The following is a 12,186-nucleotide window of genomic DNA, read 5'->3' as shown; positions in this document are numbered from 1 at the left end:
CAAGCGGCGAGAGCCAGAGCCCGAGGATACCGAAATGTGGAGAACTTCATCACCATGGTCTACCTGATCGCGGCCCCGATTCAGGTCGTGGTGGCTTCATGAATTCCACATCAAACGTCGAAGAACCGTTTTTTTGAATCCTGCATATATAGAGACTAAGCTCGCTATGCTTTCTACAAGCCATAAAATCAAAATCGCGCGTGGCCTTTCGAAGGCCGTTCTTTTTGTGCATAATCTTTTGGGTCTCCCCGCCGAGGTTGTTGCCTCTCGCCGAGGTCTGACTTGGTCGCTTGATCTAAGGGAAGGCATTGACTTGGCAATTTACGTTCTAGGGGGTTTTGAACTCGGAACGCTGCGCCAGTATGCCCAATTGATCAAGCCGGGAGATGTCGTTCTCGACATTGGGGCCAACGTTGGTGCCCATACGTTGCCAATGGCTCAGCTGGTGGGCGCCGCAGGCAAGGTGTATTCGTTCGAGCCAACAGCCTATGCGTTTGCGAAGCAGCAAGCCAACATTGCGCTCAACCCGTCTCTGGCTTCGAGAATCAGCGCGCATCAGATGATGTTGATGGCTGACGATCATGCCGAGTTGCCCGAATCTGTCTACTCTAGCTGGCCGCTTGAAGATGCTGTGGACTTGCACAGCACCCATTGCGGTCGTTTGATGGGAACTTGTGGATCTGTCACAGGCACGCTTGATAGTTTTCTGCTTGATGCAGAAGTCGTGCATGTTGATTTTGTTAAGCTCGATGTTGATGGAAATGAAAATGATGTTCTTGCAGGGGCGAGAGGGATTTTACAAAGTTCAAAGCCCAAACTGATGCTTGAGCTTGCCCCTTATGTATATGAATCCTGTCCTCATAGATTTGATGAGTTGTTATATTTCTTGTGGGGTATGGGGTATGGCATGTCTGAAATTGCGACGGGGCGTGTGTTGCCGCAGAATCCGACGGCGATTCGGGCGCTTATTCCCGATGCAGGCTCTTTGAATGTGCTGGCAAAAATCTGCGGTGATACCTAGCCGCAAAGCGTGTCCATCACGAGGTTTGTAGGCTGCGGTTGTCTTTCACTTTGAGCGCATGCTGTGGGCGTGATGAAGGTAGGCGTGCGATGAGTCATGTTGAAATGCTATTGTAGGGTCATTTATACCTTATATATGTTTTGCTCTTTAAAATTATTTCCGAATATTCTTGCAGTGTTTCATCGTCTTGAAAGTGCGGCAAGAATGTCAAAAATTTCGCAATGCAATATCGGTAACATACTTTATTGCATGTCATATGTGTTGTGTTTAGCTTGTGGGAGTTCGTGGTTGTTGATTGACGGTGTACCTAGGTGTATTCGCGTTCGTATGCGTTGAGCTAGTTATTACCTGACAGTAGGCCCTCCGAAAGGAAGTGGTCATGCCGTGCCCGACTGGGGTAGCGATGAGGTTGCGAAGCTTCATCAACCACCAGCAAGGAGACCGACATGACCACTGGGAAGAAGGTAGCACGAAGAAAGCTGAGCCTGCTAGAGTTTGCAAGCGAGTTGGACACCGTGAGCAAGGCGTGTCACATCATGGGGTATTCGCGGCAGCAGTTCTATGAAATCCGTCGCAATTACCAGACGGTTGGCGCAGAAGGGCTTGTGGACCGCCTGCCGGGGCCGCGAGAACCGCACCCGAACCGGGTGGACGGGGCGACGGCGGAAAGGATTCTGGCGTACAGCCTTGAATTCCCGACGCATGGCCCGGTGCGCGCGGCCCAACAGTTGGTTTTGCATGGTGTTCAGGTCAGTTCCGGGGGCGTGCGGGGCGTCTGGAGCCGCAACGGGATGTTGACCCGGCATGAGCGGCTGCTGCGCCAGGAGCGGCATGTACGAGATACCGGAATCGCCCTGAATGACGACCAGGTTCGCACCTTGGAGCGATTCAGCCCGGAATTCCGGGAGCGCCATATCGAAACCCGGTGCAGCGGCGATCTGGTGGCCGTGGATACGTTTTTCGCAGGCACGCTGAAGGGCGTGGGGAAAATCTATCTGCAATCGGCCATCGACTGCCACAGCCGCTACGCCTTCGGCAGGCTGTACACCAGCAAGCTGCCGGTTACGGCGGAACACATGCTCAACGAGTCTGTGCTGCCCTTTTTTGAGGAGCATGACACGCCGGTCGTCACGGTGCTTTCCGACAATGGCCGGGAATTCTGCGGGCGCGCCGACAGGCATCCCTACGAATTGTTTTTGCAACTGGAAGGCATCGAGTACCGGACAACTCGTGTCAGACGCCGGCAAAGCAACGGCTTTGTGGAGCGACTGCACAGGAAATTGCTCGACGAGCATTTCCGGATTCAGGGTCGCAGGAACTGTTACGAGTCCTTGGACGAAATGCAGACGGATCTCGATGTCTATCTGCACCGCTATAACCACGAACGGGCGGACACCCTACCAAGCCTTCCTTGATGGTCGCCCCGAGGGCCAGCCGGAAGAGGGCAACGAAGGGCAGCAGGCCGCCTGATCAGCATCCCACCAAGCACGGCAGTGTCAGGTGAATACGATCGCTGTACCGTTCGTATTTTGCCACTGGGTTAACATGTGCAACTTTGAGTTTGAAGGGCGTACTAGTCTCTTTTGGTAACTCTTACCGTTCCTCCTCCCCTCCCTCCAGCAACCGCGCCATGGCCAGTTCCCGGCCCATGTCCTGCAACAGACCGTCGACGTGTTCGAAGCTGAAGCGCGAGCCAAGGTACAGGTGCATGTATCCGGTGGGCACACCGCAGTGCGGGGCCATGGCCTCGGCCAGTTCGCGGGTACGTTGCTGGGCGCGCCCGCTCCAGGGCCAGTCGGAATCGGCCAGGAATCCGATGGCGTGTTCCGCCCGCACGTGCTCGGGCCGCATGGTCAGGCCGGTCAGGCCGATGTCCAGGTAGTGGTTGACCACGGCCAGCGGCTTCACCCCTTCGGCCAGGCTCACGTCGTCAAGCCCGTGCATGGCGGCGGTGGCGAGGATGATCTCTTCGTCCGCCCCGCGCGCCACCAGTTCGCGCAGCACCCATGAGTGGTGGTCTTCGTTGCGGGCAATGAACGGATCCTCGGACTTGTGCAGGGCGTAGTCCGCATCAAAGGCGTATACGAAGCGCTTCAGGCAGTCGTGCAGCAGGATGGCGGCGTACAGCAGCCCCCGGTCCAGCGGCAGGCCGCGCGCCTCGTGGGCGTCGCCCAGGGCGCGGGCGTTGCGCAGGTCTTGCAGCACATGCAGGGCCAGCCCCCCGATGTGCCCGTGGTGCGCGCCGGAACCGGGCGAGGCGGCAAAGCTCCACGCCGTGTAGCGGGGATGGGCATAGGGCGTCAGCGGTTCGTCCAGTTCCATGAATTCTTCCACCAGCCCGCGCCATACCGGATTGGTCACGGCGGGGACAAATTCCCGGCGGATGGCGGCCAGTGCGGGTTCCCCCTGAAAGCGCGCCAGGCGGGACAGTTCGTGCGGTGGAATGATGTCGAGTAGCGGCATGGTTGTTTCCTGCGTGGCTGTTCCCGGGTGATGCTCTCTGCGCCGCCGTGTCTGCAGTTGCTGGCGGACTCTTCTCGCTGGTCGTTCCAGACGCGTACCCCGTTCCGGGAGCGCCCCTCGTTCCGGGTGCTCGCACTGCCGGTGCATCCCACGTGGCAGACCATCCGGCCCGTCCCGTCTCCGTCGGGCTTGTCTCGGCCCTGCCCCCGTTCCGTCCGGGTCAATTCGCGCGCGGCCTCTTTGCCTGCCTTCGGCCAGATCTCGCCAGGTCCCTCGTCCTACTTGATGCCCGCCCGCATGAACGACTGGACGAACTGTCGCTGGAACAGCAGGAACCCGATCAGCAGCGGGCCGGAGGTCATCAGCGTGGCCGCCGTGATGATCGACCAGTCCACCCCCTGCTCGGTGGACGAGAACACCTGCAGGCCCACGGTAAGCGGACGCGAATTGGTGGTGTTGGTGACGATGAGCGGCCACAGGAAGTTGTTCCAGTGGTAGCTGATCGAAACCAGCGCGTAGGCCAAGTACACCGGCTTGCCCAGCGGCACGTAGACCTTCCAGAGTATTTGCAGGGTGCTGGCCCCTTCCACTGCGGCGGCCTCGTCCAGTTCCTTCGGTATGCTCTTGAAGGTCTGGCGCAGCAGAAAGATGCCGAAGGCAGAGGCCATGTACGGCAGGCCGATGGCCAGCGTGGAATCCAGCACGCCGATGGCCGACATGGTGCGGTAGTTTTCCACCACCAGCACGTCGGGCATGATCATCAGCTGCATCAGCACCAGCGCGAACAATATGCCCTTGCCGGGAAAGTCGTACTTGGCGAAGGCATAGGCCGCCAGCGTGCACAGCACCAGCTGGCCGGACAGCACCAGGGTTACCAGCATCACGGTGTTGACCAGGTAGCGGGCAAAGGGGGCCGCGTCCCACGCCGCGCGGAAGTTGTCCAGCGTCAGCGGCGCGGCGAGCGTGAACCGGGTGGAAAATTCGGAGGGGTGAAAGGCCGTCCACACGGCGTACAGCAGCGGCAGCGCCCACAGCAGGGCCAGGGTCCACGCGGCGGCGGTATCCAGCATGCGGGCCAGGCCCCGGCTGTCATAGATATTGGTCTGGCTCATCTGTAGTGCACCTTGCGATCGAGAAAGCCGAACTGGCCGATGGAGGCCAGCGCCAGAAAGCCCAGCAGCACCATGGTCAGCGCCGCGCCGTAGCCGGTATCCCAGTATTTGAAGCTGACTTCGTAGATGTAGTAGAGCAGCAGCGAGCTTGCGTTGTTGGGGCCGCCCTGGGTGAGCACGAACAGATGGTCCACCATGCGGAAGGCGTTGATGGTGGCGTTCACCAGTACGAACAGGGTGGTGGGCATGAGCAGCGGTATGACCACCCGCCGGTAGTAGTACAGGCGCGATGCCCCCTCCAGCATGGCAGCCTCGGCCAGCGATGGCGGTATCTGCTGCAATGCCGCAAGGTAGAAGATCATGAAGAAGCCCGCGTCCTTCCACACCGCCACGGCGATGACGCACGGCAGCGCCGTGGATTCGCTGCCCAGCCAGTTCACCCCGGCAAGGCCCAGCGCCCCGCGAATCTGTTCCAGCAGGCCGTATTCCGGCGTGTAGAAGAACAGCCAGATGTTGGCCACGGCGATCATGGGCAGCACCGTGGGCACGAAATAGCACAGCCGCAGCACCGACTGCCCGGCCAGCCCCGCGTTGACCAGAAAGGCCATGGTCATGGCCAGCCCTATGGACAGCGGAATGGTGCCGCTGGCGAACAGCAGGTTGTTCACCAGTGCCTTGCGGAACACCTCGTCCTCCAGCAGGTACTGGTAGTGCTCCAGCCCCACGAACTGCGCGGGCGCGCCGCCCCGGCCATCCAGAAAGAAGCTGTGGATGAAGGTGTTCACCGCCGGATAGTGGGTGAACGCGGCGATGAACGCCAGGGCGGGCAGCAGCAGGAGCCAGGCGTGGATGGTGCGCATTGTGGCGGGATTGCGAAAGGCTGGGGGCACGGATGGACCTCCGGGTGAACAATGAGGGCGGGTGAACAATGAGGGCGGCTGGACCGTGACGGCGCACAGGCTGTTACGGCCAGGCAGTGCCCGGCGATGCCGTGTGCCGCCCGTGATGCATGCCGCCGGTGCCCCATGCGGTATCCCCATCCGGGGCGGAGCGCATGGCCCCGCCCCGACCGGGGCATTCATTCGTCAACGGGCAACGCAGCCTTTCAATCGCCCGGCCATGCGGCCAGGCCGCTAACGTTCGGTCCTACTTGCCGTAACGGCGCAGGATGCGTTCCGCTTCCTTCTGGGCATCCTTCAGGGCGTCGGCGGGCTTCTTGGAGCCGGTCACGGCTGCCTGGATGGCGTCATCCAGCGCCTTGGTCACGCGCTGGTTGTCATGGGTGGACAGTTCGGGCACGGCGTGGGCCAGTTGGTCGCGGGCCACTGCGGCCACGGGGAACTTGGACACGTAGTCCTTCATGGCCGGAGTTTCCCATGCGTCGGGGCGCACGGCCACGTAGCCGGTGTCGATGCCCCACTGGGCGGCGCGTTCCGCGCTGGTCATCCACTGCACGAAGGTGACGGCGGCCTTGCGCTCTGCGGGGGTGGCCTTCTTGAAGATGTAGAAGTTGCCGCCGCCCGTGGGCGAGCCGGGGCGGGCGTTGGCGGGCAGCATGCCCACGCCGAAGGGGAAGGGCGCGTTGGTGCGCACGTTGGTCAGGTTGCCCGTGGTGGTCCACATGATGGCGGACTTGCGCTCGAAGAAGTCGCGCGGGGTTGTGGCCCAGTCGATGGTGCCCTTGGGCGACACCTCGTGCTTGTAGGCCAGATCCACCAGGAATTGCAGTGCCTCGATGGCCTTGGGGTTGTCGAAGTAGGTCTTGGTACCCTCGGCGTTCATAAGTTCCACGCCGTTCTGGATGGCCAGGGCCTGGAACATCCAGTAGGCGTACCCGGTGGAGGGAACGGCCACGCCCCACTGGGTGACCTTGCCGGAGGCATCGCGCACGGTCAGCTTCTTGCCCATTTCCACCAGTTCGTTCCAGTTGGCGGGACCCTTTTCGGGATCAAGCCCGGCGGCCTTGAAGGCCTCCTTGTTCCAGTACATCACGATGGTGGAACGCTGGAAGGGAATGCCCCAGGTCTTGCCGCCGGTCTGGCTGTTGCGCATGAAACCGGGGAAGAACGCCTTGGTGAAGCCCATTTCCTCCGGCTTCAGGATGTCGTCGTAGGCCACCACCGCGTCCTCGTCGATGAGGGTGTACATGTCGGTGGAAAGCAGCACGGCCACGTGCGGCGGCTCGCCCCCGCGCAGGGCGGTAAGGGCCTTGGTGAGGGTTTCGCGGTAGATGCCCGCGTACACCGGGGTGACCTGGATGTCCGGGTGGTCCTTCATGAACTGCTCGGTCATGCCTTCCACGATCTTGGTGATGGGGCCACCGACGGAAACGGGGAAGTAGAAGGTGAGATTCACCTTTTCCGCCAGAGCGGTGCCCGCAAGCAGCGTCAGCGACAGCAGGGCCGCCGCCGCCAGAGTGCACGCTTTCCTGAAACCGGTCATTGTGATGCCTCCTGCGATGTTGCGTTGGGATGTGGGGCGTAACCCGCCAAAATCACCAATACGGGACGAATGTGTCCGTTGCGCCGCGAGGGTGTGTCAGCGGCAGGTGCCGCGCCGCGCGCCGGTTTGTGCGTCAAAGATGTGGATGTGCTCGTCCGGACAGTGCAGGTAAATCTCGGCCCCCACGGCAATGTCCGAAACGCCGTCCACCACGACGGAAAGCTCTTCGCCCCCCACGCGGCAGCCAAGAACGGAACTGGACCCCAGGTATTCCACGCTTTCCACCACGGCGCGCCAGCCGTCGGGCACGATGCGGACGTGCTCCGGGCGGATGCCCAGCACATAGTTCGCGCTGTCCACCACGCCCACCTTGCCGGACCGGCTGCCCGCCACGCACACGCTGCCGCGCGCATCGTCCAGCCGCACCAGGTTCATGGGCGGCGTGCCGATGAAGTTGCCCGCAAAGGTGGTGGCCGGGCGGGAATACAGTTCGGACGGCGTGGCATTCTGCACGATCCGCCCGCCCTGCATCAGGATGATGCGGTCGGCCATGCTCATGGCCTCGGTCTGGTCGTGGGTGACGTACACCATGGTCATGCCCAGGGTCTGCTGCAAGGCACGGATTTCACGCCGCATCTCGTGGCGCAGCTTGGCGTCCAGGTTGGAGAGCGGCTCGTCCATCAGGCACACGGCTGCCTCTGCCACCAGTGCGCGGCCCAGGGCCACGCGCTGCTGCTGCCCGCCGGAAAGCTCGCCGGGCTTGCGTTGCAGCAGTGTGGAAAGCCCCAGGATGTCCACGGCGCGGGTGAGGCGTTTTTCGCGCTCCGCCTCCGGCACCTTGCGCACGGTGAGCCCGAACAGGATGTTCTCGCGCACCGTCAGGTGCGGGAACAGCGCGTACGACTGGAAGACCATGGCCAGTTGGCGCTGGGCAGGGGGCAGGTGGGTGACGTCCCTCTCGCCTATCATGATCCGGCCAGAGGTGACGGATTCCAGCCCCGCGATGAGCCGCAGGGTGGTGGACTTGCCGCAGCCGGAAGGCCCCAGCAGCACCAGCATGGTGCCCTGTTCCACCTCGAAGGAGACGTCGTCCACGGCGCGGACATCGCCCCAGTGCCTGCTGACGTTCAGAAGTTGAATGGCGGACAATGCGACCCCCTGTCGCTTGGGGTTGGGTGGGTGTGGCGCGGGTCGGCCTGTCGTGTGCGTGAAATATGGTGGCCGTTACGTGCAACCGCATGGGCAGCCGAAAAACGGTACTGTTATGGACAGGATATGTTGCACATATTTGCAGTTTCGCGTCAACATTCCGAAATTGTATGGTTAATCAGTCATGCAACTCGATTTGGCGACGTTGGCGCGGAAAATTGGTGACGGCGGGGCATGGGGGCAGGGTTTTCTGCATCGCGGATGGAGAGGGCCTGGCCCTGTTTGCAACGTGCGGAGCCGGTGCAGTCTTCGGGCGCACGGATTTCGGGGGCTGCGTGTTCGGGGCACGGGGCGCCACTCGTTATGACAGGACATACCGTCGGCAATGACCGGCGGAATCTGCACCGCTCGTGGCCTGAGGCCGTGGCGGCGGGGAGCACATGAATTTGCAGGCGCGATGACCTGAGGAGGGGGGCGTGCGATCGTATGCGGCTGCGTGCCCGATGGCTGACGCCCGGCAGCGCGTGGGTCCATCGGTGATGGTCCGTCGCTCCGTCGTGCCGCCGTGGGCAGCCCGCGTTATGGTTCCGGGGTTACCGGCTGCCCGTCCACCCAGGCGCCCAGCACGGGGATGTCCGCAACGGAGGGCGCGTCCGCCGGGGCATTCCGCGCATCAAGCGGATCACGCTCCAGCACCACCAGGTCGGCCAGCATGCCGGGCAGCAGGCGGCCCTTGTCCGCCTCTTCGAAGGCCGAGAACGCCGCCTCGGTGGTGAACATGCGCAGGGCCTCGGCCATGCTCACCGACTGTTCGGCAAAGGGATGGTTCACGGCGGCGGCCATGCCGCGCAGCGGGGTGTAGTTGGTCACCGGGCTGTCCGAGCCGCCGCACACGCGCACCCCGGCGTCGAGGATGGCGCGGTAGGGGTGCAGGCGGCGCATGCGGTGCGGCCCGAACAGCGATGCGAGATGGGCCATGCGGTCATCGCCGAAATAGGAATCCACGAAGGCGGGCTGCATCGAGGCCACCACCCCGGAGCGGGCCATGCGGTCGATCTGGTCCCAGGTCGGCAGTTCGAAGTGCTCGATGCGGTGGCGGCAGTCGCCGCGCGGCTCCAGCCGCTGGGCGCGCTCCATGGCCCGCAGCACCTGGTCGATGGCCCGTTCCGACTCGCAGTGCACGGCCACCTGCAACCCGCGCGCATGGGCGGTCAGCACGAAGTCGTCCATCTCCTGCTGGGTGTACAGCAGGGTACCGTCGTTGCCGGGGTCGTCATTGTAGGGTTCGAACAGCGCGGCGGTGCGGGCGTCCAGTTCACCGTCGGCGCAGATGCACCCGCCCACGCGGGGCAGGGCCAGTTGCTCCACTTCGGCCAGGTCCATGCTTTGGTTCCAGCACACCACGCGCAGCGGTAGGCGCGTGGCGTTGTCCAGCAGCACGGGCGAGCCGCCGGGGGTCAGTTCTCCCCCTTCCATGGAATGCACGGTGGTGATGCCCACCCGCAGGGCAGACCGGGCGGCCACCTGGGCGGCGGCGTCCAGATGGGCGCGGTCCATGGAGCGCAGAATGGCCGGAAAGACCCAGGTGAGAATGCCGGGGTCGCGCACCACGCCGGTGAAGGGCGCGGTGCCGCGTCCGCCCTCGGTATCCGCGCCGGGCAGCCCGCGCGGCACCGCCAGTTGCCGTAGCGCCGGGGTATTCATGATGCAGCGGTGGCAGGTGGCGTGCATCAGCAGCACGGCCCGGCCCGGGGCCACGGCATCCAGTTCCGCCTTGGTGGGCATGCGCCGCTCCGCAAGGTCCAGTTCCTCCAGCCGGAAGCCGTAGACCATGGCGCCGAAGGGCGCGTTGCGGACGGCGTCGGCCACCATGTCCAGCACGTCGCCCAGGGTTCCCGCCGCGGAAAGGTCCATGCCCAGGTCCATGATGCCGGTAAGCAACAGGTGCGAATGGCAGTCGATGAAGCCGGGCAGCACCGTGGCCCCGCCCATGTCGGTGCGGGTGAAGCCCCGGTCGGCAAAGGGGGCCAGTTCCGACGCGCGGCCAACGGCCACGATGCGCCCGCCTTCCACGGCCATGGCGTCGGGCAGATCTGCGCCGCGCGACGTGGCCGGGGCCAGCGGATCGCGGAAGCGGGCGTTGACCAGCAGGCGCGCGCCGCCTTGCGCAGCATCGTGGTGCTGCGGGCGCACGGTGGCCATGGCTAGGCTTCGCCTCCGCAGCCGCAGCCGCAATGGTCGCCGCAGTCGTCCTCGTCACCTTCGCCGGGCAGCCCATCCAGCCCGTCAAAGGTCAGCAGGGGGTGGTACAGGTCGGGCCTGCGGTCGCGGAACAGCCCCCATCCGGCGCGTTCCGAGCGGATGGCCTCGAAGTCGAAGGCCGCCGTCAGCACGCATTCCTCGTTGCGGCCTGCCTGCTGCACGATTTCGCCCTGCGGACCGGCGATGAACGACGAACCGTGGAAGGTCATGGAAAAGCCCTTGCCGAACTCTTCGCCCACCCGGTTGGAGGCCACCAGCGGCATCATGTTGGCGGCGGCGTGGCCCTGCATGGTGCGCGTCCAGTGGCCGGACGAATCGCGCGCCGGTTCGGCCGGTTCGGCGGGTTCGGCGGGTTCGGCGGGTTCGGTGCCGATGGCCGTGGGGTAGAGCAGCACGTCAGCACCCAGCAGGGCCATGGACCGTGCGCATTCCGGAAACCATTGGTCCCAGCCCACCCCTACGCCCACGGTGCCGTACCGGGTGCGCCACACGCGAAAGCCCGTGTCGCCGGGGGTGAAGTGGAACTTTTCTCCGTAGCCGGGCCCCTGCGGAATGTGCGACTTGCGGTACAGCCCCATCACCCTGCCGTCGGCGTCGATCATGGCCAGCGAGTTGTAATGGGCCTGGTTGGAACGCTCGAAGAAACTGGCGGGGATAACCACGCCCAGTTCGGCGGCCAGGGCCGACATGCGGCGCACCGCCGGGCTTTCGTCCAGAGGGCGCGCCAGCACGAAGTGTTCCGGCAGTTCGTCCTTGCAGAAATACGGGCCGGAAAACAGCTCCTGCGGCAGCACGATGTGCGCGCCCATGGCGGCGGCCTCGCGCACCAGTTCGCAGACACGGTCGATATTGCGGGATTCGTTGTCGGTGCAGGCCATCTGGGTGGCGGCGACGATGATTTCGGCCATATGTGATCCTCTGGGGCGGATTCTGCGTTGCGGGCGCGCGGCGTTCTGCCGTTCGCGCCGGATGGGAGGCGCCGTGCGCGCCGGAAATGCCCGGTCAGGTGCGTGCGACCATGTGCGTGCGGCGGAGTCGCCGTGGAACGGGCACGATGGTGCGTGACTGTCCGAACCTAGCCCTCGACGGAATGCGCTTCAAACAAAAAAACCGGGTACGGGCCGGCGAGCGCCGGGCAAGGGGCGCATTCCGTTTGTCAGGCGTCTGAAACCATGAACAATGATGCCCGATTTCGGTGGGGCTGGAAAGTCATGTCCGCCTTTGGCGCGCCGGGTGGCGGGGCGGACTCGCCGGACCCGCAGGGCGCGCTGGATCGGGTCGCCTGCGAGACCCTGCGCCGGGTCTTTCCGGAGCGCGAGGTGATGCAGGCGCACTCCCCGGAAATCTTCCGGGGTGGCGGCATCCACTGCATCACACGGCGGCAGCCCGTGGGCAGGGCCTTGCCCCCGTTCTGATTCCCACCGCCGGGAGTCTGCCGTTCCTGTTCCGTCGGCCCGTGGCATCCGTTGCGGGCCGACATGCGTTTGCGGGGCGGAGAATGCGGCAACGTGCAGGAAATGCAGGGGACGTCAGTCGCGCTTCTTCCGGAACAGGCGCAGTGGGTTGGGGATGCGGCCACGGGGGGAAGGCGTGGCCGTGTCGTCCGGGGGACGGGCGGCGTCATCCGCACGGCGGGTATGTGCGCGCGGCGGAATGCCACTGCGCGGCGGCGCGGTGGGGGCATCGCGCCCATCGCCTTCCGGGGTGGCGTCGTCCCGGAAGGGCATGGCCCTGGCC

The 12,186-nt window shown here is 64.0% G+C and carries 9 protein-coding genes and 2 pseudogenes; 3 read left to right on the top strand and 8 right to left on the bottom strand.

Going from position 1 to position 12,186, the window contains the following annotated elements; translation table 11 throughout:
• Positions 1-166: 166 nt before the first annotated feature.
• Positions 167-1,021 carry an FkbM family methyltransferase gene (locus FVW20_RS16370; protein ID WP_196610425.1) on the top strand — a complete coding sequence of 285 codons (855 nt, stop codon included), beginning with the start codon at positions 167-169 and terminating at the stop codon, positions 1,019-1,021.
• A 446-nt stretch (positions 1,022-1,467) separates the two neighbouring features.
• A pseudogene (locus tag FVW20_RS16365) lies at positions 1,468-2,491 on the top strand (IS481 family transposase).
• A 123-nt stretch (positions 2,492-2,614) separates the two neighbouring features.
• On the opposite strand, the gene FVW20_RS16360 reads toward FVW20_RS16365, so the two are convergent.
• From FVW20_RS16360 to aguB, 7 genes are all read right to left on the bottom strand, one after another.
• On the bottom strand, positions 2,615-3,484 hold the full coding sequence (locus FVW20_RS16360; protein WP_196610424.1) for a hypothetical protein: 870 nt from the start codon (positions 3,482-3,484) through the stop codon (positions 2,615-2,617).
• Positions 3,485-3,762: 278 nt separating this feature from the next.
• Complete coding sequence (locus FVW20_RS16355) at positions 3,763-4,596, bottom strand: carbohydrate ABC transporter permease (RefSeq protein WP_196610423.1); 834 nt, start codon at positions 4,594-4,596, stop codon at positions 3,763-3,765.
• The gene (locus tag FVW20_RS16350; RefSeq protein WP_196610426.1) at positions 4,593-5,456 is read right to left on the bottom strand and encodes a carbohydrate ABC transporter permease; all 864 of its coding nucleotides are present in this window, start codon (positions 5,454-5,456) and stop codon (positions 4,593-4,595) included. The genes FVW20_RS16355 and FVW20_RS16350 overlap by 4 nt, the downstream gene beginning before the upstream one ends.
• A gap of 286 nt (positions 5,457-5,742) precedes the next feature.
• Positions 5,743-7,038, bottom strand: a complete 1,296-nt coding sequence (locus FVW20_RS16345) for an ABC transporter substrate-binding protein (protein WP_196610422.1) — start codon at positions 7,036-7,038, stop codon at positions 5,743-5,745.
• A gap of 96 nt (positions 7,039-7,134) precedes the next feature.
• Positions 7,135-8,187: an ABC transporter ATP-binding protein gene (locus FVW20_RS16340; protein WP_196610421.1), complete on the bottom strand. Its 1,053-nt coding sequence runs from the start codon at positions 8,185-8,187 to the stop codon at positions 7,135-7,137.
• Between the two features lie 579 nt (positions 8,188-8,766).
• Positions 8,767-10,389, bottom strand: coding sequence for an amidohydrolase (locus tag FVW20_RS16335; protein ID WP_196610420.1), 1,623 nt, complete (start codon positions 10,387-10,389; stop codon positions 8,767-8,769).
• A 2-nt stretch (positions 10,390-10,391) separates the two neighbouring features.
• Complete coding sequence (gene aguB, locus FVW20_RS16330) at positions 10,392-11,357, bottom strand: N-carbamoylputrescine amidase (protein ID WP_196610419.1); 966 nt, start codon at positions 11,355-11,357, stop codon at positions 10,392-10,394.
• Between the two features lie 303 nt (positions 11,358-11,660).
• On the opposite strand from aguB, the gene FVW20_RS16325 reads away from it, so the two are divergent.
• Entirely contained in the window at positions 11,661-11,864 is a 204-nt protein-coding gene (locus FVW20_RS16325; RefSeq protein WP_231039178.1) for an agmatine deiminase family protein, read from the top strand.
• A gap of 114 nt (positions 11,865-11,978) precedes the next feature.
• Here the strand turns inward: FVW20_RS16325 and FVW20_RS16320 are convergent.
• Positions 11,979-12,186 (bottom strand): annotated as a pseudogene (locus FVW20_RS16320) (DUF697 domain-containing protein); the annotation flags it as partial.

Source organism: Nitratidesulfovibrio oxamicus (assembly GCF_015731765.1).
Classification (GTDB): Bacteria; Desulfobacterota; Desulfovibrionia; order Desulfovibrionales; family Desulfovibrionaceae; genus Cupidesulfovibrio; species Cupidesulfovibrio oxamicus.
The sequence above is the reverse complement of the archived record's forward strand: the minus strand, read 5'-3'. Positions and strand labels throughout refer to the sequence as shown.

What these genes read in the sequence shown, in the direction of transcription:
- FVW20_RS16345 (WP_196610422.1), bottom strand. Translation starts at nt 7,038, where the DNA reads ATGACCGGTTTCAGGAAAGCGTGCACTCTGGCGGCGGCGGCCCTGCTG.
- FVW20_RS16350 (WP_196610426.1), bottom strand. Translation starts at nt 5,456, where the DNA reads ATGCGCACCATCCACGCCTGGCTCCTGCTGCTGCCCGCCCTGGCGTTC.
- FVW20_RS16325 (WP_231039178.1), top strand. Translation starts at nt 11,661, where the DNA reads ATGTCCGCCTTTGGCGCGCCGGGTGGCGGGGCGGACTCGCCGGACCCG.
- aguB (WP_196610419.1), bottom strand. Translation starts at nt 11,357, where the DNA reads ATGGCCGAAATCATCGTCGCCGCCACCCAGATGGCCTGCACCGACAAC.
- FVW20_RS16355 (WP_196610423.1), bottom strand. Translation starts at nt 4,596, where the DNA reads ATGAGCCAGACCAATATCTATGACAGCCGGGGCCTGGCCCGCATGCTG.
- FVW20_RS16370 (WP_196610425.1), top strand. Translation starts at nt 167, where the DNA reads ATGCTTTCTACAAGCCATAAAATCAAAATCGCGCGTGGCCTTTCGAAG.
- FVW20_RS16335 (WP_196610420.1), bottom strand. Translation starts at nt 10,389, where the DNA reads ATGGCCACCGTGCGCCCGCAGCACCACGATGCTGCGCAAGGCGGCGCG.
- FVW20_RS16360 (WP_196610424.1), bottom strand. Translation starts at nt 3,484, where the DNA reads ATGCCGCTACTCGACATCATTCCACCGCACGAACTGTCCCGCCTGGCG.